This is a genomic window from Kitasatospora sp. NPDC059599 (assembly GCF_042735125.1).
Lineage (GTDB): Bacteria > Actinomycetota > Actinomycetes > Streptomycetales > Streptomycetaceae > Kitasatospora.
In genome coordinates this window covers 67694-93008 of sequence record NZ_JBHWCL010000017.1, presented here as the reverse complement: position 1 = coordinate 93008, position 25315 = coordinate 67694, and the positions used below count along the sequence as shown (strand labels likewise).

The following is a 25315-nucleotide window of genomic DNA, read 5'->3' as shown; positions in this document are numbered from 1 at the left end:
GGACGAGGGGCGCCGACGCGCGTCGGGGGGCGGTCAGTCCACCGTCCAGGTGTCGTTGCCGGCCAGCAGCGCGGCCAGGTCGCCCGGGCCGCGCTCGGCGGTGGCGGCGGCCAGCTGTCCTGCCATCAGCTCGTCGTAGACGGGCCGCCGGACGCTGCGCAGCACACCGATCGGCGTGTGGTGCAGGGTGTCCGCGTCGGCGATCCGGGAGAGCGCGAAGGCGGTGGCCGGGCCGGCCGCGTGCGCGTCGTGGACCAGGACGTCCGCCTCGTTCTCCGGCGTGACGGGCGCGGTGGACAACTCTCCGTCCGGGCCCCGGAAGACGCCGTTGGCGGCCTCCGCGCCGAAGCGGATCGGCTGCCCGTGCTCCAGCCGGATCAGCGCCTCGTCCCGGGTGCCGGGCTCCTTCAGCACCTCGAAGGCGCCGTCGTTGAAGATGTTGCAGTTCTGGTAGATCTCCACCAGCGCCGTGCCCTCGTGCTCGGCGGCCGCGCGCAGTACCGACTGCAGGTGCTGGCGGTCGGAGTCGATGGTGCGGGCGACGAAGGTGGCCTCGGCGCCGAGTGCCAGCGACAGCGGGTTGAACGGCGCGTCGAGCGAGCCCATCGGCGTGGACTTGGTGATCTTGCCGACCTCGCTGGTGGGCGAGTACTGGCCCTTGGTGAGGCCGTAGATCCGGTTGTTGAACAGGAGGATCTTCAGATTGACGTTCCGCCGTAGGGCGTGGATCAGGTGATTGCCGCCGATCGACAGCGCGTCGCCGTCACCCGTCACCACCCACACGCTGAGGTCCTGCCGCGAGCCGGCCAGACCGGTCGCGATCGCCGGCGCCCGCCCGTGGATCGAGTGCACTCCATAGGTATTCATGTAGTACGGGAAACGCGAGGAGCAGCCGATGCCCGAGACGAAGACGGTGTTCTCCCGTCTGATGCCGAGCTCCGGCATGAAGGACTGCACCGCCGCCAGGATCGCGTAGTCCCCGCAGCCGGGGCACCAGCGCACCTCCTGGTCGGTCTTGAAGTCCCTTGTGCCCTGTGGCTCTTCGGCCTTGGGCACCAACCGCAGGGACGGGAAGCGGTGCTCGCTCATCGGTGGTCCTCCTCGTCCAGGGTGCCGATCGCGGCCCACAGCACGTCCGCCAACTGGGCCGCCTTGAAAGGCAGTCCGCGCACCTGGTTGTAGGACTCGGCGTCCACCAGGTACTTCGCCCGCAGCAGCAGGGCGAGCTGCCCGAGGTTCATCTCGGGCACGATGACCTTCTCGTAACTCCTCAGCACCGCGCCCAGGTTGGCCGGGAAGGGGTTGAGGTTGCGCAGGTGCGCCTGGGCGACCTCGCCGCCGTCCGCGCGCACCCGGCGCACCGCCGCGGTGATCGGACCGTAGGTCGAGCCCCAGCCGAGGACCAGCACCCGGGCGTCACCGGTCGGGTCGTCCACCTCGACCGGCTTGACGGTGATGCCGTCGACCTTGGCCTGCCGGGTGCGCACCATGAAGTCGTGGTTGGCCGGGTCGTAGGAGATGTTCCCGGTGCCGTCCTGCTTCTCGATGCCGCCGATCCGGTGCTCCAGGCCGGGTGTGCCGGGCACCGCCCAGGGCCGGGCGAGGGTGTGCGGGTCCCGCAGGTACGGCCAGAAGGCGCCGTCCTCGCGGTTCGGGCCGGTCGCGAACCGCGGGTCGATCTCCGGCAGTTCGTCGACGTCGGGGATCCGCCAGGGCTCCGAGCCGTTGGCCAGGTAGCCGTCCGAGAGCAGGAACACCGGGGTGCGGTAGGTGACCGCGATCCGGGCCGCCTCCAGGGCCGCGTCGAAGCACTCCGCGGGCGTGGCCGGGGCGACGATCGGCACCGGCGCCTCGCCGTTGCGGCCGAACATGGCCTGCAGCAGGTCCGCCTGCTCGGTCTTGGTCGGCAGGCCGGTGGAGGGGCCGCCGCGCTGGATGTCGACCACCAGCAGCGGCAGTTCGAGCGAGACCGCCAGGCCGATCGTCTCGCTCTTGAGCGCCACCCCGGGCCCGGAGGTGGTGGTCACGCCGAGCGCCCCGCCGAAGGCGGCGCCGAGCGCGGCGCCGATGCCGGCGATCTCGTCCTCCGCCTGGAAGGTGCGGACCCCGAAGTTCTTGTGCTTGCTCAGCTCGTGCAGGATGTCCGAGGCCGGGGTGATCGGGTACGAGCCCAGGTACAGCGGCAGGCCCGAGCGCTGCCCGGCGGCGATCAGCCCGTAGGAGAGGGCGAGGTTTCCGGAGATGTTGCGGTAGCGCCCGGCCGGGAGCTTGGCCGGCGGCACCTCGTAGGAGACCGCGAAGGTCTCGGTGGTCTCGCCGAAGTTCCAGCCCGCCCGGAAGGCGTGCACGTTCGCCTCGGCGATCTGCGGCTTCTTCGCGAACTTGCTGCGCAGGAACGACTCCGTGCCGTGCGTGGGCCGGTGGTACATCCAGGACAGCAGGCCCAGGGCGAACATGTTCTTCGCCCGCTCCGCGTCCTTGCGGGCCAGGCCGCTGTCCTTGAGCGCTTCCAGGGTCAGCGTGGTCAGCGGCACCTTGTGCAGGTGGAAGCCGTCCAGTGACCCGTCGGTCAGCGGGTCGGCCGCGTAACCGACCTTCGCCAGCGCGCGCTTGGTGAACTCGTCGGTGTTGACGATGATCTCCGCGCCGCGCGGCAGGTCCGGCAGGTTCGCCTTCAGCGCGGCCGGGTTCATCGCGACCAGCACGTTCGGGGCGTCGCCCGGGGTCAGGATGTCGTGGTCGGCGAAGTGCAGCTGGAAGGACGAGACGCCGGGCAGGGTGCCGGCGGGGGCGCGGATCTCGGCCGGGAAGTTCGGCAGCGTGGACAGGTCGTTGCCGAAGGACGCCGTCTCCGAGGTGAACCGGTCGCCGGTGAGCTGCATGCCGTCACCGGAGTCTCCGGCGAAACGGATGATCACCCGGTCGAGTCTGCGGATCGGCTTGGTGCGCCCGGGTGCCGGGCCGCCCGGGGAGGGTGGGCCGGCGGGCACGCCCGAACCGGGGCGCACGTCGCCGCTGCCGGCACGGGTCTCGTCGCCGTCCGAGCCGTCCACTGCCTCTGACTGATCGACCTGACTGGTCACTGCCGCGGACCTCCTAGGGCACACCACCGCGGGCGCGGCCCCGTGCCCCGTCCGCCTGGTGCACCTCCCGCATCCTATGCGGGTGGAGTCGGCCTGGGACGGAACTCCCGCGTGCGGCGGGAAATCACCGGCCCGCGCCCGTACCGCACACATGGACAACGTCCGGCCGCCGTAGATCATTCCGGATCCGGCGGCCGTTCCCGGCCCCGCGGCCGCGCCCGGGCCCTGCGGCCGCGCCCGTCCCCGGTGCGGCCGGCGCGTCGGCCGGGAGGCGGGCCGCGGGCCGTTCCGCGGGTCGGGCCGGGGGTGTCGGCTAGGAGTTGAGGTACGTCAGGACGGCCAGCACCCGGCGGTGGTCCTCCGGGCTCTGGGCCAGGCCCAACTTGAGGAATATGTTGCTGACGTGCTTCTCCACGGCGCCGTCGGAGACCACCAGCTGCTTGGCCACCGCCGCGTTGGTGCGGCCCTCGGCCATCAGTCCGAGCACCTCGCGCTCGCGGGGCGTGAGGTTGGCCAGAACGTCGCCCTTGCGGCTGCGGCTGAGCAGCTGCTGCACCACCTCGGGGTCGAGCGCGGTGCCGCCGTCGGCGACCCGGACGACCGCGTCGGCGAACTCCCGCACCTCGGCGACCCGGTCCTTCAGGAGATAGCCGACGCCGCGGGTGGATCCGGCCAACAGTTCAGAGGCGTAACGTTCCTCCACGAACTGCGACAGCACGAGCACGTTCAGCTGCGGGTAGTGGCCGCGCAGCTCGACGCAGGCGCGCAGGCCCTCGTCGGTGTGGCTCGGGGGCATCCGCACGTCGGACACCACGACGTCGGGCAGCGCGTCGGCCGCCGCCAGGTCGTGGATGGTCTTCACCAGGGCCTCACCGTCCCCGACACCCGCGACGACCTCCAGGCCGCGATCGGTGAGCAGCCGGGTCAGTCCCTCCCGCAGCAGTACGGAGTCCTCGGCGATGACGACGCGACGCATGGCGACCTTCCCGGCTGGGGCGAGCTGACGGAAGCCAGTCTCCCCCATCCCGGGGGCCGGTCGTCCCCGATGCGCGAACCGGCCGCCCCCGGACGCGGGTTCCGGGGCGGTCCGGCGCGAACCGGACCCGGAACGCGACCGGCCCGGGCCCGGTCGTACCGAGAGCCCGGGCCGGTCGTACCGGAAACCGCGTCAGGGGGTGCGGACGGCCGGCGCGCCGCGAACGGCCGGCGCGTCACATCGTGCGGATGGCCACCGCGTCGCACAGGCCCTCCAGGGCCGCCTTCGCCGCACAGTCCGGCAGCGGCGCGAGCAGCGCCCGGGCCTCCTCGGCGCGGCGCAGCGTCTCCGCGCGGGCGCGCTCCAGCGCGGGGTGGGCCCGCATCAGGCGCAGCGCCTCGGCGTGCAGCTCGTCGTCCACGAGGTCCTGGGCGAGCAGTTCGCGCAGCCGGGCGTCGTCCGGGTCCGCCGGGTCGGCCGGCATCTGCTGCAGCAGCAGGGTCGGCAGGGTGGGCACGCCCTCGCGCAGGTCGGTGCCGGGGGTCTTGCCGGACTCGTGGCCGTCGCTGGCGATGTCGAGCACGTCGTCGGCCAGCTGGAAGGCGATGCCGATCCGCTCGCCGAACTCGCCGAGGGTGTCCACCAGGGCGGGCTCGGCACCGGCCATCAGTGCTCCTATCCGGCAGGAGACCGCGATCAGCGAGCCGGTCTTGCCCTCCAGCACGTCCAGGTAGTGCAGCAGGGGGTCCGTCTCCGGGCCGGGGCCGCGGGTCTCCAGGATCTGACCGGTGACCAGCCGCTCGAAGGCCTCGGCCTGCATCCGCACGGCCTCCGGGCCGAGGTCGGCCAGCACCTGGGAGGCGCGGGAGAACAGGAAGTCGCCGGTGAGGATGGCGACCGAGTTGTCCCAGCGGGAGTTGGCACTCGGGGCGCCGCGGCGCACCGGGGCCTCGTCCATGACGTCGTCGTGGTACAGCGTGGCCAGGTGGGTCAGCTCGACGACGACGGCGGCCGGCACCACGCCGGGCGCCCCCTGGTCGCCGAACTGGGCGGCGAGCAGCAGGAGCAGCGGGCGGAAGCGCTTGCCGCCGGCTTCGAGGAGGTGACTGGCCGTGACGGTGATGAAGGGGACGTCGCTCTTGACGGCCTCGCCGAGCGCCGCCTCCACCGCCTCCAGTCCGGCCTGGACGTCCCGGGTCAGGTCGCGGTCCTGCACGCTGAGCCCGAAGGGTTCCACGACGGTCACGAAGACCACTCCTCTGTCCCTGGTCGATCTAGCGGCCTGGTCCCTGAGTGCCGCCGCTGGCCATACAGGCAGGGTATCCGGTCGCGAGTGGATCACTGCACGGGCGTGCGGATCCTGTCATGATCGGGCCGGATGCCCTGGTCAGGGCGGCTGCGCGGGCCATGCGGCGGTGGGGGCGAATTCGGCTGGAAATAAAGGCGGGAGAGCCGCCGGAACGCTCCGGCCCCGGCTGTCGACAAACACCCGTCCGGGCCGCGCGGACGGGGCGCGGCCCGGACGGGTGTTCGTCGGTTTTCGGTGGACGCGCCGGGTCAGCGCACGAACAGCGAGGCCTTCGACGCGAGGTCGAGGAAGTACTGCGGCAGCAGGCCGAGACCCAGCGTGACCAGCACCCCCACCCCGATCGCGGTCGCCGTGAAGGCGCTCGGGACGGCCACGGTGGGGCCGCCCGGCTGCGGGTCCGAGAAGAACATCAGCACGATGACCCTGATGTAGAAGAACGCGGCCACCGCCGAGCTCAGCACACCGACGATCACCAACGGTGTCGCCCCGCCGCTCGCCGCAGCCTGGAAGACCGCGAACTTCCCGGTGAAGCCGGAGGTCAGCGGGATGCCGGCGAAGGCCAGCAGGAACAGCGCGAACACCGCCGCGACCAGCGGGGACCGCCGCCCGAGCCCGGCCCAGCTGGACAGGTGGGTCGCCTCCCCCTTGGAGTCGCGCACCAGGGTGACCACGGCGAACGCGCCGAGCGTCACGAAGGAGTACGCCAGCAGGTAGAACAACACGGAGGAGATGCCCTGCTTGTTGACGGCGATCACGCCGGTCAGGATGAACCCGGCGTGCGCGATCGAGGAGTACGCCAGCAGCCGCTTGACGTCCTGCTGGGTCACCGCCAGCAGCGCGCCCACCACCATGGTCAGGATCGCCACGCCCCACATCACGGGCCGCCAGTCCAGCCGCAGGCCGGGGAAGGCCACGTAGAACAGCCGCAGGAAGGCCCCGAAGGCCGCGACCTTGGTCGCCGCCGCCATGAAGCCGGTCACCGGGGTCGGCGCGCCCTGGTAGACGTCCGGGGTCCAGGAGTGGAAGGGCACCGCCGCGACCTTGAACAGCAGGCCCACCGCCAGCAGCGCCAGGCCGGTCAGCACCAGCACGTCGCTCCGGGTGCTGCTGAGCTGCGCGGGGGTGGTCATCGCCTTGCCGGAGATGACGTCCCCGATGTCGCCGAGCTTCACGCTGCCCGCGTAGCCGTACAGCAGCGCGGTGCCGAACAGGAAGAACGCCGAGGCGAAGGCGCCGAGCAGGAAGTACTTGACCGCCGCCTCCTGGGACAGCAGCCGGCGGCGGCGGGCCAGGGCGCACAGCAGGTACAGCGGCAGGGAGAAGACCTCCAGCGCCACGAACATGGTCAGCAGGTCGTTGGCGGCGGGGAACAGCAGCATCCCGCCGACCGCGAACATGGTGAGCGGGAAGACCTCGGTGGTGGCGAAGCCGGCCCGGACCGCGGCCCGCTCCTGTTCGCCGCCGGGCGTGGCGGCGGCCTGGGCGGCGAAGGCGTCGGCGGGCAGGCCGCCGGCCTTGGGCTCCAGCCGCCGTTCGGCGTAGGTGAGCACCGCGACCACCGAGGCCAGCAGGATCACGCCCTGCAGGAACAGCGCCGGGCCGTCCAGCGCGACCGACTCCATGGCCAGCAGGTCGATCCGGGTGAAGCCGTGGCTCTGCACGGCGAGCACCACCACGGCGACGAAGGCGCCGACCAGGCCGGCCAGCGCGATCGTCACCTGCGTCCAGTGCCGGTACCGGCGGGGCACGAAGGCCTCCACCAGGACCCCGGCCACGGCGGCGCCGAACACCACCAGCATCGGGGAGAGTTGGCCGTACTCGATGTGCGGCGCCGGGATGCTGGGGGTGTTGCCGCCGGCGGCGGCGAGCACTGCGGTGGGGCTCACTTCTGCTCACCTCCTGAGGTGGCGGCGACCGGGTGGGCCGGCGCCGGGTCGGTCTCGTGGACCTGCGAGAGCGTCGCGTTCACCGAGGGGTTGACCAGGTCGGTGAGCGGCTTGGGGTAGACGCCGAGCAGGACGGTCAGCGCCACCAGCGGGGCGACCACGGCGAGTTCGCGCGCCTTGAGGTCGGGCATCGCGCGCACGCCCTCCTTCACCGGGCCGGTCATGGTGCGCTGGTACAGCAGCAGGGCGTACAGCGCGGCCAGCACGATGCCGAAGGTCGCGACGATCCCGATCGCCGGGTAGCGGGTGAAGGTGCCCACCAGCACCAGGAACTCGCTGACGAACGGGGCGAGCCCGGGCAGCGACAGGGTGGCCAGGCTGCCGATCAGGAACGTCCCGGCGAGCACCGGGGCGACCTTCTGCACGCCGCCGTAGTCGGCGATCAGGCGCGAGCCGCGGCGGGAGATCAGGAAGCCGGCCACCAGCATCCAGGCGGCGGTGGAGAGGCCGTGGTTGACCATGTAGAGGGTGGCGCCGCTCTGGCCCTGGCTGGTCAGGGCGAAGATGCCCATGATGATGAAGCCGAAGTGCGAGATCGAGGCGTAGGCGACCAGCCGCTTGATGTCCTTCTGGCCGATCGCCAGCAGCGCGCCGTAGACGATCCCGATCAGCGAGAGGACCAGGATCGCCGGGGCGAAGGTCTTCGAGGCGTGCGGGAACAGCCCGAGGCAGAAGCGCAGCATCGCGAAGGTGCCGACCTTGTCCACCACCGCGGTGATCAGCACCGCGGTGCCGGCGGTGGCCTCGCCCATCGCGTTCGGCAGCCAGGTGTGCAGCGGCCACAGCGGGGCCTTCACCGCGAAGGCGAAGAAGAAGCCCAGGAAGAGCGCCTTCTCGGCGGTGCCGGACAGCTGCAGCTTCCCGTCGGCGACCGCCGAGGTGAGCGTCGGCAGGTCGAAGGTGCCGAAGCCCTGGTCCTGCGCGATCACGTACAGGCTGATCACGGCGGCCAGCATGACCAGGCCGCCGAGCAGGTTGTACAGCAGGAACTTGACGGCCGCGTAGGAGCGCTGGCGCGCCGACTCCGGGCCGCCGGCCCGGTCGCCGAAGCCGCCGATCAGGAAGTACATCGGGATCAGCATGGCTTCGAAGAACACGTAGAAGAGGAAGACGTCAGTGGCGTAGAAGGAGACGACCACCATCGCCTCCACCGCCAGGATCAGGGCGAAGAAGCCCTGGGTCCGCCGCCGATTCTCGAACGTGCCGTCGGGCCGGGCCGGGCTGGGCCCCTCCTTCCCGTCGGCGGGCGAGGAGGGAGGATCGGCGTCGTGCCAGGAGGCGAGCATCACCACCGGCACCAGGACCGCGGTGAGCAGGGCGAGGACGGCGCCGATGCCGTCCACGCCCAGCGAGAAGCTGATGCCGAAGGAGCGGATCCAGCTGTACGACTCGGTCAGCTGGTAGCGGGCGCCGCCGGGCTCGAAGCGGACCGCCACCAGGACGGCCAGCACCAGGGTGACGGCCGAGACGCCCAGGGCGACGGACTTGGTGGTCCTGCGCCGGGCCTCGTTCGACCCGGCGGGCAGGGCGGCGGTCAGCACCGCGCCGGCCGCCGGGACGGCGCAGGTGACGGACAGCAGGGCGCTCATGCGCTCACCCCCCACGTGGAATCTGCGCGAGTCATCAGACGGACCTCATCAGGAGAGTCGTGGCGACCAGCACCAGCGTGCCGCCGAACATGGAGAGCGCGTACGTGCGGACGAAGCCGTTCTGGATCCGCCGCAGCCGGCTGGACAGGCCCCCGATCGCGGCGGCCAGGCCGTTGACGAAGCCGTCCAGGCCGCGGCTGTCGAAGTAGACCAGCGTCGCGGTGAGCGCCGAGCCCGGCCGCACCAGCACCGCATGGTTGAACTCGTCCTGGAGCAGGTCGCGGCGGGCGGCCCGGGTGAGCGGGGAGCCGACCGGCGGCACCACCGGGACCGGCGAGCGCCCGTACACCACGTACGCGAAGGCGACGCCCGCGACCATGCAGACCGTCGTCAGCAGGGTGACGGTCAGCGGGGCGAGCGGCGAGTCGCCCTCCGAGTACCCGGTGACCGGCTCCAGCCACTTCAGGAAGGAGTCGTTGTAGGCGAACACCCCGCCCACGAAGACCGAGCCCAGGGCCAGCAGGACCATCGGGATCGTCATGCTCTTCGGCGACTCGTGCGGGTGCGGGGGGTTGCCGTCGGCGTCTGGCTGCCAGCGCTTCTCGCCGAAGAAGGTCAGCAGCATCACCCGGGTCATGTAGAACGCGGTGACGGCGGCGCCGACCAGCGTGCACAGGCCGAGGATCCAGCCCTCGGTGCCGCCCTTGGCGAAGGCCGCCTCGATGATCTTGTCCTTGGAGAAGAAGCCGGACAGGCCGGGGAAGCCGATGATCGCCAGGTAGCCGAGGCCGAAGGTGACGAAGGTGACCGGCAAGTACTTGCGCAGGCCGCCGTAGTGACGCATGTTCACCTCGTCGTTCATGCCGTGCATGACCGACCCGGCGCCGAGGAACAGCCCGGCCTTGAAGAAGCCGTGCGTCACCAGGTGCATGATCGCGAAGACGTAGCCGATCGGGCCGAGCCCGGCCGCCAGCACCATGTAGCCGATCTGCGACATGGTCGAACCGGCCAGCGCCTTCTTGATGTCGTCCTTGGCGCAACCGACGATCGCACCGAACAGCAGCGTGACCGCGCCGACCACCACCACGGCGGTCTGCGCGTCCGGCGCCAGGTCGAAGATCGCCGAGGAGCGGGTGATCAGGTAGACGCCGGCCGTCACCATGGTGGCCGCGTGGATCAGCGCCGACACCGGGGTCGGGCCCTCCATGGCGTCCCCGAGCCAGGACTGCAGCGGCACCTGCGCCGACTTGCCGCAGGCCGCCAACAGCAGCATCAGGCCGATCGCCGTCAGCTTGCCCTCGCTCGCCTCGTGCGCGCCGCCGAAGACCGGGCCGAAGGAGAAGGAGCCGAACTCGGCGAACATCAGCATGATCGCGATCGACAGGCCCATGTCGCCGACCCGGTTGACGATGAACGCCTTCTTCGCCGCCGTCGCCGCGCTCGGCTTGTGCTGCCAGAAACCGATCAGCAGGTACGAGGCCAGGCCGACGCCCTCCCAGCCGAAGTACAGCAGCAGGTAGTTGTCGGCGAGCACCAGCAGCAGCATGGCGGCCAGGAACAGGTTCAGGTACGCGAAGAAGCGGCGTCGGCGCTCGTCGTGCGCCATGTAGCCGACCGAGTAGACGTGGATCAGCGTGCCGACGCCGGTGATCAGCAGGACGAAGGTCATCGACAGCTGGTCGAGCCGGAAGGACATGTCGGCCTGGAAGCCGTCCACCGGGATCCAGGTGTAGAGGTACTCGATGACGGTCCGGTGCTCGGCGTCCCGGCCGAGCAGGTCGGACAGGAGCGCCAGGCCGAAGCCGAACGAGAGCGCCGCGAGCGCCGTGGCCACCCAGTGGCCGAACCGGTCCAGCGCGCGGCCGCCGAGCAGCAGCAGGACGGCGCCGGCCAGTGGAGCCGCCACCAGCAGCGGAATGAGAGAGTTCACCGAAGGCCCTCCGCCTACAGCTTCATCAGATTGCTGTCGTCGACCGAAGCGGAATGCCTGGTCCGGAAGATGGAGACGATGATGGCGAGGCCGACCACGACCTCGGCCGCCGCGACCACCATCGTGAAGAACGCGATGATCTGACCGTCCAGGGTCCCGTGCATCCGGGAGAAGGTCACCAGCGCCAGGTTCGAGGCGTTGAGCATCAGCTCCACGCACATGAACAGCACGATCGCGTTCCGCCGGATCAGCACCCCGGAGGCGCCGATGGTGAACAACAAGGCTGACAGGTACAGGTAGTTGACCGGATTCACTGCGCGCCCTCCTCGCCGGCCGGGCCGTCCCCGCCGGCCTCGCCGTGCTCGCCGTGCTCGCCGTGCTCGCCGTTCGCGGGCACCGGCACCGGCTCCAGCGACTTGCGCGGACCGGTCACCGCCGGCCGCTCGGAGGACGGACGGCCCAGCCAGTCCGCCGTGCTGTTCTCCAGCTCCGCCATCCGCCGCAGCATCGCCTGGCTGACGTCCCGGACCTGGCCGCGCTCGCGCAGCGTCGCCATCACCGAGTCCTCGGCGACCGTGCCGTCCGGCAGCAGGCCCGGCACGTCCACCGCGTTGTGCCGCGCGTACACGCCCGGCGCCGGCAGCGGCGGCAGCTGGATGTTGTCCCTGACCCGCTGCGCCGCCAACTCGCGCTGGGTCCTCGGCGCCTTCACGTGCTCGCGGTGCGTCAGCACCATCGCGCCGATCGCCGCGGTGATCAGCAGCGCGCCGGTGACCTCGAAGGCCCACACGTACCGGGTGAAGATCAGCCGGGCCAGGCCGGGCACGTTGCCCTCGGCGTTCGCCTCGCCCAGCCCGGTGAAGTGGTCCAGCTTCGCGTTGGCGATCCCTGCGATCAGCAGCACGCCGAAGCCCAGGCCGCACAGCACCGCGGCGAACCGCTGCCCCTTCAGCTGCTCCTTCAGCGAGTCCTCGCTGGTGACGCCGACCAGCATCACCACGAACAGGAACAGCATCATGATCGCGCCGGTGTAGACCACGATCTGCACCACGCCCAGGAACACCGCGCCCTCGGCCATGTAACAGACCGCCAGCGCCATCATGGTGGCCGCCAGGCAGAGCGCGCTGTGCACGGCCTTGCGCATCAGCAGCATCCCGAGGGCGCCGCCGACCGCAATCACCGCGAGCACCCAGAACTGGACGGCCTCGCCGGTGGAGGTCGTCCCGGTCGCGGCCGCGAGTTGCCCGATCACTGCTGCACCTCCTTCTCCCGGTCGGTGCGCTCCTGCTGGACCGTCCCGGGCGCCGCCGCGGTGACCTCGCCCCGGTAGTACGCACCCTCGTCGGTGCCCGGGAAGATCGCGTGCGGGGTGTCGACCATGCCCTCGGACAGGCCCACCAGCAACTGCTCCTTGGTGAAGATCAGGTCCCGCCGGGAGGAGTCGGCCAGCTCGTACTCGTTGGTCATGGTCAGCGCCCGGGTCGGGCAGGCCTCGATGCACAGCCCGCACAGGATGCAGCGGGCGTAGTTGATCTGGTAGACCGCGCCGTAGCGCTCGCCCGGCGAGTAGCGCTCCTCCTCCCGGTTGTCCTCGCCCTCCACGTAGATCGCGTCGGCCGGGCACGCCCACGCGCACAGCTCGCAGCCGATGCACTTCTCCAGGCCGTCCGGATGCCGGTTCAGCTGGTGGCGGCCGTGGAAGCGCGGAGCAGTGGGCTTCTTCTGCTCCGGGTACTGCTCGGTGAGCCGCTTCTTGAACATGGCCCTGAAGGTCACGCCGAAGCCGGCGGCCGGGCCGAGGATCGACGGCCGGTCGGCCCGCTCGGGCCCGTCCGTGCGGTCGGACCGGTCGGACTGATCAGACTGGTCAGACGCCATCTCGGTTCAGCTCCCTTCGGAATGGTCGGCCCCGTTGAGGGCGTCCTGGAGTTGCTTCGGGGCGCGGCTGCGCCGGCGCGGCACCGGCGGGAGCACCTGACCCGGCAACGGCGGCACCGGGTAGCCGCCCTCCATCGGATCGAATTCGCCCTTCGGGGGCGCCTGTTCCTCCTCAGGCTGCTTCCTCAGGAAGTCCCGCACCAGCGCCAGCAGCAGCACCGCCCCGACCGGGGCACCCACGTACAGCACCACCTCGCCGAAGCCGTAGCCCTCGTTGCGCAGCGCCCGCACGCTCGCGATCAGCACCAGCCAGACCAGCGAGACCGGGATCAGCACCTTCCAGCCCAGCTTCATGAACTGGTCGTAGCGCAACCGGGGCAGCGTGCCGCGCAGCCAGATGAAGAAGAACAACAGCAGCTGGATCTTCAGGATGATCCACAGCATCGGCCACCAGCCGTGGTTGGCGCCCTCCCAGAAGGTCGACACCGGCCACGGGGCCCGCCAGCCGCCCAGGAAGAGCGTCGAGGCCACCGCCGAGACCGTCACCATGTTCACGTACTCGGCCAGCATGAACATCGCGAACTTCAGCGAGGAGTACTCGGTGTTGAAGCCGCCGACCAGCTCGCCCTCGGCCTCCGGGAGGTCGAACGGCGCCCGGTTGGTCTCCCCCACCATCGCGATGACGTAGACGATGAACGACACCGGCAGCAGCGCCGCGAACCAGGTCGGCTGCTGGTGCGCCACGATCTCCGAGGTCGACATCGAACCCGAGTAGATGAACACCGCCGCGAAGGACAGACCCATCGCGATCTCGTAGCTGATCATCTGCGCGGACGAACGCAGCCCGCCCAGCAGCGGGTACGTCGAACCGGAGGACCAGCCCGCCAGCACGATGCCGTAGATGCCCACCGAGGCCGTCGCCAGGATGTACAGCAGCGCCACCGGGAAGTCGGTCAGCTGCAGCGGCGTCCGGGTGCCGAAGATCGACACCTCGTCGCCCGCCGGGCCGAACGGGATCACCGCGAAGGCCATGAACGCCGGGATGGCACAGACGATCGGGGCCAGGATGTAGACCACCTTGTCCGAGCCCGTGACCACCAGGTCTTCCTTCAGCGCCAGCTTCACGCCGTCCGCCAGCGACTGCAGCAGGCCCCACGGCCCGTGCCGGTTCGGCCCGATGCGCAACTGCATCCAGGCCACCACCTTGCGCTCCCAGACGATCGCGATCAGCACCGTCAGGACCAGGAAGGCGAAGCAGAACACCGCCTTCAGCAGGACCAGCCACCACGGGTCCTGGCCGAAGAACTGGAGCGTCTCGTACGGCTGCGGAGTCGTCATCGGTCCTCCCCTACGGCCGCGGCCGCCTCGGCCGGGGCCTGCGCCGCCGGCTCGGGCGCGGCCTCGGCCGCGGCGATCGTGACCAGGTGGCCGACCGTGGTGCCGAGCGCGCGGTGGGCGCCGCCCGGCGTGGAATTGAACGGGATCCAGACCGTGCGGTCCGGGATCGAGTCGGTGACCTCCAGCGGCAGGGTCAGCGAGCCCGCCGGGCCGGTCAGCCGCAGCGCGGCAGCCGCCTCGGCGCCGACCTCCTTCGCCGTCTCGGCGGAGATCCGGGCCACCGCCGGGTGCCGGGTGCCCGCCAGGTGCGGATCACCCTGCTGCAGCACGCCGCCGTCCAGCAGCATGCGCCAACCCGCCAGCACCGCCTGGCCGGTGGCCGGTCGCGGCAACAGACCCGGGTGCGCCGCCGGGTCCACCGGGCGGTCGCCCTCCCAGGGGGTGAAGCCGTCCAGCTCCAGCCGCGCCGCCCGGACGTCGGGCAGGCCCAGCCGGTGGCCCAGCGCGTCCGCCAGCATGCTCAGCACCCGCAGGTCGGACTGCAGGTGACGGCCCATCTGCTGGTCCGGCTTGAGCGCCGACTCGAACATCCGCACCCGGCCCTCCCAGTCCAGGAAGGTGCCGGCCTTCTCCGCCACCGCCGCCACCGGCAGCACCACGTCCGCGCGCGCCGTCACCGCCGAGGGCCGCAGCTCCAGCGACACCACGAAGGGGACCGCCGCCAGCGCCTCGTCGGCCAGCGCCGGGTCCGGCAGGTCGTCCGGATCCACGCCGCCGACCAGCAGCGCCTCCAGCTCGCCCCGCGCGGCCGCCGCCAGGATCCCGTCGGTGTCCCGGCCCGGCCCGGACGGCAGCTCCGCCACCCCCCACGCCGCAGCCGCCTCGGCCCGCGCCGCCGCGGCGGCCACCGGACGGCCACCGGGCAGCAGCCCCGGCAGCGCGCCGGCCTCCACGGCTCCGCGCTCACCCGCCCGGCGCGGCACCCACGCCAGCCGGGCGCCGGTCGCGTGCGCCAGCCGCAGCACCGCCGTCAGCGCGCCCGGCACCGCGGCCAACCGCTCGCCCGCCAGGATCACCGCACCCGGCGTGCGCAGCAGCTCGGCCGCCCGGCCCGCCTCGTCGTTCAGCGGCTCGTCCGCCGCCAGCGCCGCGAACCACTCCGGCTCGGTGCCCGGCGCGGCCGGCAGCAGCACACCGCGCAGCTTCGCCAGGCCCCGGGAACCGAACGCGGCCACCGAGTACACCTTCTGGCCGCGGCCGCGGACCGCCTTGCGCAGCCGCAGGAAGACGATCGGCGACTCCTCCTCCGGCTCGAAACCCGCCAGCAGCACCGCCGGCGCCTGCTCCAGCCGCTCGTACGTCACGCCCGAGCCGTCCACGTCCACGCCGCGCCCGGCGACCGCCGCGGCCAGGAAGTCGGCCTCCTCGCCGCTGTGCGGGCGGGCCCGGAAGTCCACGTCGTTGGTGCCCAGCACCACCCGCGCGAACTTGGCGTACGCGTACGCGTCCTCGACCGTCACCCGGCCACCGGTCAGCACGCCCGTCCGGGACCCGCGCAGACCCCCGGCGGCCCTCGCCAGCGCCTCCGGCCAGGAGGCCGGCACCAGCTCACCGTCCACCCGCACCAGTGGGGTGGTCAGCCGGTCCCGCTGCTGGGCGTAGCGGAAGGCGAAGCGGCCCTTGTCGCAGTTCCACTCCTCGTTCACCGCCGGGTCCTCGCCCGCCAGCCGGCGCAGCACCTTGCCGCGCCGGTGGTCGGTGCGCTGCGCGCAGCCCGCCGCGCAGTGCTCGCACACGCTCGGCGAGGAGACCAGGTCGAAGGGGCGCGAGCGGAACCGGTAGGCCGCCGAGGTCAGCGCGCCCACCGGGCAGATCTGGATGGTGTTCCCGGAGAAGTACGACTCGAAGTCGTCCCCCTCACCGGTGCCGACCTGCTGCAGCGCCCCGCGCTCCACCAGGTCGATGAACGGGTCCCCCGCGATCTGCTGCGAGAAGCGGGTGCACCGCGCGCACAGCACGCAGCGCTCGCGGTCCAGCAGCACCTGGCTGCTGATCGGCACCGGCTTCTCGTAGGTGCGCTTCATCCCCTCGAAGCGGGAGTCGGCGGCGCCGTTGGACATCGCCTGGTTCTGCAGCGGGCACTCGCCGCCCTTGTCGCAGACCGGGCAGTCCAGCGGGTGGTTGATCAGCAGCAGCTCCATCACGCCGCGCTGCGCCTTCTCGGCCACCGGCGAGCTGAGCTGGGTGCGCACCACCATGCCCTCGGCCACCGGGATCGTGCAGGACGCGACCGGCTTGCGCTGGCCCTCGACCTCGACGATGCACTGGCGGCAGGCGCCGGCCGGGTCGAGCAGCGGGTGGTCGCAGAAGCGCGGGATCTGGGTGCCGACGACCTCGGCCGCGCGGATCACCAACGTCCCCTTGGGGACCTGCACTTCGACGCCGTCGATGGTGAGCGTGACCAGTTCGACCGCGGGCTTCTCTCCCGTGGAGGCGGTTGGCTCTGTCATCGTCACGCGTGCACCTCCCTTTCGGTGGCGGACTGGTGGCCGGGGCGGGGGCCGTCGGCCCAGACGGTGGAGGCTGCCGGGTCGAACGGGCAGCGGCGCTCGGCCAGGTGCTGCTCGTACTCGGCCCGGAAGTGCTGGAGCGAGGAGACGATCGGGCTCGCCGCACCGTCACCCAGCGCGCAGAAGGACTTGCCGTTGATGTTGTCGGCGATGTCGAGGAGCTTCTCCAGGTCCCCCTCGACGCCCTCGCCGGCCTCGACCCGCTGGAGCAGCTGGACCAGCCAGTAGGTGCCCTCCCGGCAGGGGGTGCACTTGCCGCAGGACTCGTGGGCGTAGAACTCCGTCCACCGGGTCACCGCCCGCACCACGCAGGTGGTCTCGTCGAAGACCTGGAGCGCCTTGGTGCCGAGCATCGAGCCGGCCGCGCCGACACCCTCGTAGTCCAGCGGGACGTCGAGGTGCTCGTCGGTGAACATCGGCGTGGAGGAGCCGCCCGGGGTCCAGAACTTCAGCCGGTGCCCGGCACGGATGCCGCCGCTGAGGTCGAGCAGCTGGCGCAGGGTGACGCCCAGCGGGGCCTCGTACTGGCCGGGGTTGGTGACGTGGCCGGAGAGCGAGTACAGCGTGAAGCCGGGGGACTTCTCGGTACCCAGGCCCTTGAACCACTCCTTGCCGCGGGCCAGGATCGGCGGCACCGAGGCGATCGACTCGACGTTGTTGACCACCGTCGGGCAGGCGTACAGGCCGGCGATCGCCGGGAACGGGGGCCGCAGTCGGGGCTGGCCGCGGCGGCCCTCCAACGAGTCCAGCAGCGCCGTCTCCTCGCCGCAGATGTACGCGCCGGCGCCGGCGTGCACCGTGATGTCGAGGTCGACGCCGGAACCGAGGATGTTCCGGCCGAGCAGACCCGCCTCGTAGGCCTCCGCCACGGCCGCGTGCAGCCGGCGCAGCACCGGGACGACCTCGCCGCGCAGGTAGACGAAGGCGTGGTCGCAGCGGATCGCGTAGGAGGCGATGATCATCCCCTCGATGAGGGAGTGCGGATTGGCGAACAGCAGCGGGATGTCCTTGCAGGTGCCCGGCTCGGACTCGTCCGCGTTGACCACCAGGTAGTGCGGCTTGCCGTCGTTCTGCGGGATGAACTGCCACTTCATGCCGGTGGGGAAGCCGGCGCCGCCGCGGCCGCGCAGACCGGAGTCCTTGACCAGGGCGATCACGTCGTCCGGGGGCATGGCGAGAGCCGCCTTGAGGCCCTCGTAGCCGTGGTGGCGGCGGTAGGTGTCGAGCGTCCAGGGACGGCTGTCGTCCCAGGGGTCGGACAGGACGGGGGTGAGCAGCTTCTCGGCCGGCTCGGCGGAGGTCATCACGCCTCGCTCCCTTCCTGGCCGGTGCCCTCGGTGCGGGGCGCTTCGGTCTGCGGTGCTTCGGCGCGGGGCGCTTCGGTCTGCGGTGCTTCGGCGCGGGCCGCGTCGTTGCGGGGCGGCTCGGGGCGGGGCGGCTCGGGGCGGGGTGAGACCACCCGGGCTCCGGGGGTGCCGGGCAGGGCCTCGCCGCGGGCCAGCCGCAGTCCGGCCAGGGAGGGCGCGCCGCCGGCACCGGACTCGTCGTTGGCGCCCGGGCGCTCGTCCGGGAAGCCGGCCAGGATCCGGGCGGTCTCCTTGAAGCCGCACAGCCGGGCACCCCGGGTGGGCCGGACCTCGCGGCCCGCGCGCAGGTCGTCGACCAGCTGCCGGGCGCTCTCCGGGGTCTGGTTGTCGAAGAACTCCCAGTTGACCATCACCACGGGCGCGTAGTCGCAGGCCGCGTTGCACTCGATGTGCTCGATCGAGACCTCGCCGTCCTCGGTGGTCTCGTTGTTGCGCACCCCCAGGTGTTCCTGGAGCTCGGCGAAGATCTGGTCACCGCCGAGCACCGCGCACAGGGTGTTGGTGCAGACCCCGACGTGGTACTTCCCGGCCGGGCGGCGCCGGTACATGGTGTAGAAGGTCGCGACGGCCGTGACCTCCGCGGTGGTGAGGTCCAACTGCTCGGCGCAGAACCGGATCCCGGTCGGGCTGACGAAGCCCTCCTCGGCCTGCACCAGGTGCAGCAGCGGCAGCAGGGCCGAACGGGCCTGCGGGTAGCGGGCGATCAGCTCGGCGGCGTCGGCGGCCAGCCGGGCGCGCACCTCCTCGGGGTACGGTGCGGCCGGCAGCGCCGGCAGTCCGAGTTCGACGTTGCTCACCGGTCCACGCCTCCCATCACCGGGTCGATCCCGGCCACCGCGACGATCACGTCGGCCACCTGGCCGCCCTCGCACATCGCCGCCATCGTCTGCAGATTGGTGAACGACGGGTCCCGGAAGTGGACCCGGTACGGGCGCGTCCCGCCGTCGCTGACCACGTGCACGCCCAGCTCGCCCTTGGGCGACTCGACCGCCGCGTACGCCTGGCCGACCGGGACCCGGAAGCCCTCGGTGACCAGCTTGAAGTGGTGGATCAGGGCCTCCATCGAGGTGCCCATGATCTTGCGGATGTGGTCGAGGGAGTTGCCCATCCCGTCCGGGCCGACGGCCAGCTGGGCGGGCCAGGCGATCTTCTTGTCGGCCACCATGACCGGGCCCGGGCGCAGCCGGTCCAGGCACTGCTCCACGATCCGCAGCGACTGCTTCATCTCCTCCAGCCGGATCAGGAACCGGCCGTAGGAGTCGGCACTGTCGGCGATCGCGACCTCGAAGTCGTAGTCCTCGTAGCCGCAGTACGGGTCCGACTTGCGCAGGTCGTGCGGCAGGCCGGTGGCCCGCAGGATCGGGCCGGTGGCGCCGAGGGCCAGGCAGCCGGGCAGGTCCAGGAAGCCGACGTCGACCAGACGGGCCTTGAACACCGGGTTCCCGGTGGCGAGTTTGTCGTACTCGTGCATCCGGGAGCGGAAGACCTTGACCGCCTCGCGGATCTGGTCGACGGCGCCGGGCGGCAGGTCCTGGGCGAGGCCGCCCGGACGCACGTACGCATGGTTCATGCGCAGGCCGGTGACCAGCTCGAAGACGTCCAGGATCAGCTCGCGGTCCCGGAAGCCGTAGATCATCAGGGTGGTGGAGCCGATCTCCATGCCGCCGGTGGCCAGGCAGACCAGGTGCGAGGCGATCCGGTTGAGCTCCATCATCATCACGCGGATGACGCCGGCCCGCTCCGGGACGTCGTCGGTGATGCCGAGCAGCTTCTCGACCGCGAGGCAGTAGGCGGTCTCGTTGAACAGCGGGGTCAGGTAGTCCATGCGGGTCACGAAGGTGGTGCCCTGGACCCAGCTGCGGAACTCCATGTTCTTCTCGATGCCGGTGTGGAGGTAGCCGATGCCGCAGCGGGCCTCCTTCACCGTCTCGCCGTCGATCTCCAGGATCAACCGCAGCACGCCGTGCGTGGACGGGTGCTGGGGACCCATGTTGACGATGATGCGCTCGTCGTCGGCCCGGCCGACCGCCTCGACCACCTCGCCCCAGTCGCCACCGGTGACGGTGAAGACCCGGCCCTCGGTGGTCTCGCGGGCGTCCGCCTCCGCGGCTTCCCCGCGGGCCTCCTCGTGGTGCTGAGTGTTCATCAGCTGTACGACCTCCGCTGGTCGGGAGCCGGGATCTGGGCGCCCTTGTACTCGACGGGGATGCCGCCGAGCGGGTAGTCCTTGCGCTGCGGGTGGCCCAGCCAGTCGTCCGGCATCATGATCCGGGTGAGCGCCGGGTGACCGTCGAAGACCAGGCCGAAGAAGTCGTAGGCCTCGCGCTCGTGCCAGTCGTTGGTCGGGTAGACGCTCACCACGGACGGGACGCGCGGGTCCGCGTCGGGCGCGGTGACCTCCAGCCGGACCAGCCGGCCGTGGGTGATCGAGCGCAGGTGGTAGACCGCGTGCAACTCGCGGCCCTTGTCGTCCGGGTAGTGCACGCCGCTCACGCCCAGGCACAGCTCGAAGCGCAGCGCCGGGTCGTCGCGCAGGACGCGGACGGTCCTCAACAGGTGGGCGCGGTCGACGTGGAAGGTGAGCTCGCCGCGATCGACCACGGTCTTCTCGATCACCTCCGCCGGGTCCAGGCCCTGCTCCTCCAGGGCGCCCTCCAGCTCGTCGGCGACCTCGTCGAACCAACCGCCGTAGGGCCGTTCGCTCGGACCGGGCAGCACCACCGGCGCCGCCAGACCGCCGAAGCCGGAGGTGTCACCGCTGCCCTTCGCGCCGAACATGCCCTGGCGGCGGCCGACCACCTCGACCGGGATCTCGCGGACCGGCCGCTCGCGGCGGGTCTCGGGAACCTGCTCGTTCATCGCAGCTGCCCCCGCATCTCGCTGATCGGGGTGGCCTGCAGGGCGAGCGCCTCGCCGAGCTCCTCGGCCCGGCGCCGGTTCACGCCCAGCGGCTCGTGCTGGATCTTGTCGTGCAGCTTCAGGATCGCGTCCATCAGCATCTCCGGACGGGGCGGACAGCCGGGCAGGTAGATGTCCACCGGGACGATGTGGTCGACGCCCTGCACGATCGCGTAGTTGTTGAACATCCCGCCGGAGGAGGCGCAGACGCCCATCGAGATCACCCACTTGGGGTTGGGCATCTGGTCGTACACCTGGCGCAGTACCGGTGCCATCTTCTGGCTCACCCGGCCCGCCACGATCATCAGGTCGGCCTGCCGGGGGGAGCCCCGGAAGACCTCCATGCCGAACCGGGCCAGGTCGTAGCGACCGGCACCGGTGGTCATCATCTCGATCGCGCAGCAGGCCAGACCGAAGGTGGCCGGGAAGAGTGACGACTTGCGCACCCAGCCGGCGGCCGTCTCCACGGTCGTGAGCAGAAAGCCGCTCGGCAGCTTCTCCTCGATTCCCATCAGATCCCTCTCAATGCCCTCAAGTCCTCTGGTACGTCCGGCCCGTTCGGGCTTGTCCGCTCGTTCACAAGGGCGGCGGCCACCCCGCGCTCAGTCCCGCTCCGGGGGTCGGTCCCGCTGGGCTCAGTCCCACTCCAGGCCGCCGCGGCGCCAGACGTAGGCGTACGCGACGAAGACGGTGGCGATGAAGAGCAGCATCTCGACCAACCCGAAGATCCCCAGGGCGTCGAAGGTCACCGCCCAGGGGTAGAGGAAGACGATCTCGATGTCGAAGACGATGAAGAGCATCGCCGTCAGGTAGTACTTGATCGGGAACCGACCGCCGCCCACGGGCTGCGGGGTCGGCTCGATGCCGCACTCGTACGCCTCCAACTTGGCCCGGTTGTAGCGCTTGGGGCCGGTCAGCGAGGCCATCACGACGGAGCCGACCGCGAACGCCGCCGCGATGGCACCGAGTACGAGGATCGGCGCGTAGGCATTCATAGCCCCCGCTCCCTCCGTCCAGTCGTCCTTGACTGCAGATCGGAACCGGCAGGTCACGCTGAGGTGAACCCGCGTTCCGGTTCCCGGGATCCACCTCATGTGAGGCAGTTCACAAAGCCTGGAACGAGCGCATCCTATGCCCGTCGGCTTGTGATCTGCGACACGCAGTTCACCGCGATCTTTGTGATCTACGACACCATGTGAATGGTGGCGAATGTGAACATGCCCAGTTTTGTCGACGCAAAGGAGTCAAATGATCACAACCAGTCGCATTTACTTGTGAAGCAGCTGGTCAGGGGCGTATTCCTATATCAACTATGCGTCGGAGCAAGCAAATTTCGAGGCGCCATGTTGACGTGTTATAGCGGCTCACCCGGAGGGGTGGCGGGGGTCCGAACGCTCGCTTGACCCTTCGTTCACAAGCGCGCGGGGTGGGTGTCGGCTGGGGTTCCGCTCCGGCTTCCCGACCGCCCTCCGACTCCCCCGTCGGGCTCCGGGCGTGCCTGCCCGTGCGTGCGTGGCTGTGCGTGCGTGCACGGCTGCGCGTGCGTGCACGGCTGTGCGTGCGCGGCTGTGCACGGACTCCTGCGCTTGCCCGCGCGCATGCCGGGGGCGAGGGCGAGGGCTGGGGCGAGGGCTGCGCTCGTGCGGCCGCTGCCCCGGGAGCTGTTCCCCTTAGTCCCGGTCGTGGGTGCGCAGCCCGGCCGTGGGTGCGCAGGGGGTCGACTACCGGTTGCCGGCCGCCTGCTCCCACACCCAGGCCGCGATGCCCACCCGGTTACGGGCACCGAGCTTGCGCTGGATGCTGGCGAGGTGGTTCTTCACCGTTCCCGGTGAGATGAAGAGGCCCGCGCCGATCTCGGCGTTGGTCGCCCCGTCGGCCACCTGCTCGGCGATCTCCCGTTCCCGCGCGGTCAGTTCCTCCACTGGCCCCGCGGTCAGCGGCCCCGACGTCTGTGCACCGGAGAGCGGCCCCGGCTTCGGCTCCGCCCCCGGAAGGGCCATGTGCCGAAGGAGCCGCACCGTGACCTGCGGGCTGATCAACGCGTCTCCGGCCATCGCCGCCCGGACCGCCTCGATCAGCAGCACCGGCCCCGAGCGCTTGAGCAGGAACCCCGCCGCACCGTGCCGCAGCGCCGTGTGCACGTACTCGTCCAGGTCGAAGGTGGTCACCACGATCACCTTGCACTGGCCGGACAGTTGCCTGGTGACCTCCAGACCGTCGAGCCTCGGCATCCGGATGTCCGCCAGCACCACGTCCGGCCGCAGCCTCCTCGCTTCCTCCACCGCCGCGGCGCCGTCCGCCGCCTCGGCCACCACCGTCATGTCCGGTTGGACGTCCAGGATCATCCGGAACGCACTGCGGACGTCCGCCTGGTCGTCCGCGATCAGGATCCGGACCGGGCCCGTACCACCGCTCATCCCTGCACCTCCCCCGTGCCGACCCGTGTCGGCTCCTCCGATCGTTCCCGGCCGGATCGCGCCGACTCGGCCCCCGGTGGTTCGGAACCCTGCGTCCCGGATCCTTGCGTCCCGGATCGCTGTGGCCCGGATCGCTGTGGCCCGGATCCTTGCGTCCCGGATTCCTGCGGCCCACCGGCGGCCGCGGCCAGCGGCAGCATCGCCATCACCCGCCAGCCCTCTCGCTCGTACGGACCGGCTTCCAACGAGCCGCCGAGGGCCTCCACCCGGGCCGCGAGCCCCGTGAGCCCGCTCCCGCCGCCCCGCCGCGGCCGCCCGCCCGAGGCCGGCGCCCCGCCGTCGTCGGTCACGGTCAACTCCAACTGTCCGCCGATGCGGCGGGCCCGGACCTCGACCGTCCGCGCGGCCGGAGCGTGCCGGCGGACGTTCGTCAGGCACTCGACCGCGATCCGGTGGACGGTGCCCCCCACCTCCCGCGGCACCGGCCCGTCCGGCAGCTCCAACCGGACCGCAGCGCCACCGGCGGCGGTGAACTGCTCGGCGACCTGTGCGAGTTCGGCGAGACCCGGCTGCGGACTGCGGTTCGCGGCCTCCTCACTGCGCAGCAGCTGCACGGTCCGGTCCAGCGAGGCCAGGGCCCGCTGCCCGGCCTGCTCTATCCGCTCGAACAGCTCGGCCGCCCGTGTCGGGTCGATGGAGGCCAGGTACGCCCCGGCCTGGGCCTGGGCGACCATGCCACTGACGTCGTGTGCCACGAAGTCGTGCAGGTCGTGGGCCAGTTCGAGCCGCTGGGTCCGACGGGCCTCGGCCACCGCGCGGGCCCTGCCGTCGTCCAGGCCCCTCAGGTAGAGCCCGATCAGCACGGTCGGCAGGGACAGGATCGATCCGAACCCGAAGAGGGTGAGCACGTCGGCGGGCCCGTCGAACCGGGACGGCCAGAGCGCGACCGCTCCGCAGGCCGTCCAGGCCGCCGCAGCGCTCCGCGGACCGTCCTCCGCACGCAGGCTGAGGACCACCGCCAGCAGCAGCGCGGCCAGTTCGACCAGACCGACCAGCCCCGTCCAGCGGGCCGCCTCCGTCCAGTGGCCGGCGAACCGGACGGCGAGCGAGACCGCCACCGACACCGCGCCGAGCCCGGTCGTCACGGCAACCGTCCCGTGCCGCCGACGGGCCGTCCAGGCCGGCAGCAGCAGGGCCGGGACCACCAGCGCCAGGACCTGAGTCATCGTCACCACCTCTCGTCGACTGCCGTCACATTACGACGCGGGAAGGACGGCGCGCCTGTGCCGATCGGCATATTTCACAAGCCGGTTGAGCAGCGGGAACAGCCCGATCGGCACTGCCGCGAGCCCCTGGTGGGCGTCCAGTCTTGAGCCATCGCACCGGCCGATGGGGCCGGGCCGAGAGGAGTCCACCGTGTCGAAGCTCATGATCAACGCCCGCACCACCGCCCACCGGGACGCGTCCGGGGCGGCGGGCACGACCGCCCCGGACGTCCCGCCGGCGCCGCGCTGGGCCCGGCTGGCCGCCAAGGCCGCGGCCCTGAGTACCGTCCCCTCGGGGGTGTGGCGGATCGCCTTCGGCTTCGGCGTCCCGGTCGGCTTCACCGGCGCGACGGCCGCGGCGTACGGCGCGCACCAGCCGGGGTGGGGCACCGTCTACTGCGTGGTGCTGAGCGCCCTGACCGAGGCGCTGGCCTTCCTGACCCTCGGCCTGGTCCGACCCTGGGGGCTGGTGGCGCCCCGCTGGATCCCGCTGATCGGCGGCCGCCGGGTCCGGCCGCTCGCCGCGGTCGTCCCGGCGCTGCTGGGCTCGGTGATACTCACCGCCCTCGGCACGGGGGCGCTGTTCGGCGGCTGGGCGCGCAACCTGGCCGAACCGGATTCGCCGCGCGGCTTCGCCGCCCTGGTGATGACCGGCGCCTACCTGCCGCTGGTTGCCTGGGGCCCGCTGCTCGGGGCGGTCACCATCGACTACGCCCGCCGGACACTGTGGCGGCGCCGGTGACGACACC

At 71.5% G+C, this 25315-nt stretch carries 20 protein-coding genes and 1 pseudogene; 1 reads left to right on the top strand and 20 read right to left on the bottom strand.

Annotation, left to right across the window (positions count from 1 at the left end; all coding sequences use genetic code 11):
• Positions 1-33 precede the first annotated feature (33 nt).
• The 20 genes and pseudogenes from ACFV04_RS09445 to ACFV04_RS09350 all read right to left on the bottom strand — a co-directional run bounded on the left by ACFV04_RS09445 (position 34) and on the right by ACFV04_RS09350 (position 24527).
• A complete protein-coding gene (locus tag ACFV04_RS09445; protein WP_380344530.1) occupies positions 34-1089 on the bottom strand; it encodes a 2-oxoacid:ferredoxin oxidoreductase subunit beta in 1056 nt (351 codons plus the stop codon).
• On the bottom strand, positions 1086-3083 hold the full coding sequence (locus tag ACFV04_RS09440) for a 2-oxoacid:acceptor oxidoreductase subunit alpha (RefSeq protein WP_360257010.1): 1998 nt from the start codon (positions 3081-3083) through the stop codon (positions 1086-1088). Before ACFV04_RS09440 ends, ACFV04_RS09445 begins: the two co-directional genes overlap by 4 nt.
• A gap of 313 nt (positions 3084-3396) precedes the next feature.
• Positions 3397-4059: a response regulator transcription factor gene (locus ACFV04_RS09435; RefSeq protein ID WP_360257012.1), complete on the bottom strand. Its 663-nt coding sequence runs from the start codon at positions 4057-4059 to the stop codon at positions 3397-3399.
• 235 nt (positions 4060-4294) lie between these two features.
• Complete coding sequence (locus ACFV04_RS09430; RefSeq protein WP_380344533.1) at positions 4295-5305, bottom strand: polyprenyl synthetase family protein; 1011 nt, start codon at positions 5303-5305, stop codon at positions 4295-4297.
• 311 nt (positions 5306-5616) lie between these two features.
• Positions 5617-7254, bottom strand: coding sequence for an NADH-quinone oxidoreductase subunit NuoN (nuoN, locus tag ACFV04_RS09425; RefSeq protein ID WP_380527897.1), 1638 nt, complete (start codon positions 7252-7254; stop codon positions 5617-5619).
• On the bottom strand, positions 7251-8903 hold the full coding sequence (locus tag ACFV04_RS09420) for an NADH-quinone oxidoreductase subunit M (protein WP_380344539.1): 1653 nt from the start codon (positions 8901-8903) through the stop codon (positions 7251-7253). Before ACFV04_RS09420 ends, nuoN begins: the two co-directional genes overlap by 4 nt.
• 34 nt (positions 8904-8937) lie before the next feature.
• Positions 8938-10833: an NADH-quinone oxidoreductase subunit L gene (gene nuoL, locus ACFV04_RS09415; protein WP_380344542.1), complete on the bottom strand. Its 1896-nt coding sequence runs from the start codon at positions 10831-10833 to the stop codon at positions 8938-8940.
• Positions 10834-10847: 14 nt separating this feature from the next.
• Positions 10848-11147: an NADH-quinone oxidoreductase subunit NuoK gene (nuoK, locus tag ACFV04_RS09410; protein ID WP_030235394.1), complete on the bottom strand. Its 300-nt coding sequence runs from the start codon at positions 11145-11147 to the stop codon at positions 10848-10850.
• Positions 11144-12082 carry an NADH-quinone oxidoreductase subunit J gene (locus ACFV04_RS09405; protein WP_380527906.1) on the bottom strand — a complete coding sequence of 313 codons (939 nt, stop codon included), beginning with the start codon at positions 12080-12082 and terminating at the stop codon, positions 11144-11146. The genes nuoK and ACFV04_RS09405 overlap by 4 nt, the downstream gene beginning before the upstream one ends.
• A complete protein-coding gene (nuoI, locus tag ACFV04_RS09400; RefSeq protein ID WP_380344547.1) occupies positions 12082-12711 on the bottom strand; it encodes an NADH-quinone oxidoreductase subunit NuoI in 630 nt (209 codons plus the stop codon). Before nuoI ends, ACFV04_RS09405 begins: the two co-directional genes overlap by 1 nt.
• A gap of 6 nt (positions 12712-12717) precedes the next feature.
• Positions 12718-14049: an NADH-quinone oxidoreductase subunit NuoH gene (gene nuoH, locus ACFV04_RS09395; RefSeq protein ID WP_380344549.1), complete on the bottom strand. Its 1332-nt coding sequence runs from the start codon at positions 14047-14049 to the stop codon at positions 12718-12720.
• Positions 14046-16559, bottom strand: a complete 2514-nt coding sequence (locus ACFV04_RS09390) for an NADH-quinone oxidoreductase subunit G (protein ID WP_380527892.1) — start codon at positions 16557-16559, stop codon at positions 14046-14048. Before ACFV04_RS09390 ends, nuoH begins: the two co-directional genes overlap by 4 nt.
• Positions 16560-16561: 2 nt before the next feature.
• Positions 16562-17923, bottom strand: coding sequence for an NADH-quinone oxidoreductase subunit NuoF (nuoF, locus tag ACFV04_RS09385; protein ID WP_380344554.1), 1362 nt, complete (start codon positions 17921-17923; stop codon positions 16562-16564).
• Positions 17923-18783 carry an NADH-quinone oxidoreductase subunit NuoE gene (gene nuoE, locus ACFV04_RS09380; RefSeq protein WP_380527889.1) on the bottom strand — a complete coding sequence of 287 codons (861 nt, stop codon included), beginning with the start codon at positions 18781-18783 and terminating at the stop codon, positions 17923-17925. The genes nuoF and nuoE overlap by 1 nt, the downstream gene beginning before the upstream one ends.
• Entirely contained in the window at positions 18780-20132 is a 1353-nt protein-coding gene (locus tag ACFV04_RS09375) for an NADH-quinone oxidoreductase subunit D (protein WP_380344559.1), read from the bottom strand. Before ACFV04_RS09375 ends, nuoE begins: the two co-directional genes overlap by 4 nt.
• A pseudogene (locus ACFV04_RS09370) lies at positions 20132-20938 on the bottom strand (NADH-quinone oxidoreductase subunit C); the annotation flags it as partial. The pseudogene ACFV04_RS09370 and the gene ACFV04_RS09375, both read right to left, overlap by 1 nt.
• The gene (locus tag ACFV04_RS09365; protein WP_360257040.1) at positions 20842-21396 is read right to left on the bottom strand and encodes an NADH-quinone oxidoreductase subunit B family protein; all 555 of its coding nucleotides are present in this window, start codon (positions 21394-21396) and stop codon (positions 20842-20844) included. The gene ACFV04_RS09365 and the pseudogene ACFV04_RS09370, both read right to left, overlap by 97 nt.
• Before the next feature lie 123 nt (positions 21397-21519).
• Positions 21520-21879, bottom strand: a complete 360-nt coding sequence (locus ACFV04_RS09360) for an NADH-quinone oxidoreductase subunit A (RefSeq protein ID WP_030060100.1) — start codon at positions 21877-21879, stop codon at positions 21520-21522.
• A gap of 726 nt (positions 21880-22605) precedes the next feature.
• Entirely contained in the window at positions 22606-23301 is a 696-nt protein-coding gene (locus ACFV04_RS09355) for a response regulator (RefSeq protein WP_380527885.1), read from the bottom strand.
• Positions 23298-24527, bottom strand: a complete 1230-nt coding sequence (locus ACFV04_RS09350; protein ID WP_380527882.1) for a sensor histidine kinase — start codon at positions 24525-24527, stop codon at positions 23298-23300. Before ACFV04_RS09350 ends, ACFV04_RS09355 begins: the two co-directional genes overlap by 4 nt.
• Before the next feature lie 190 nt (positions 24528-24717).
• Here ACFV04_RS09350 and ACFV04_RS09345 point away from each other — a divergent pair, with 190 nt between their 5' ends.
• On the top strand, positions 24718-25308 hold the full coding sequence (locus tag ACFV04_RS09345) for a hypothetical protein (protein ID WP_380344567.1): 591 nt from the start codon (positions 24718-24720) through the stop codon (positions 25306-25308).
• The last annotated feature ends 7 nt before the right edge of the window (positions 25309-25315 follow it).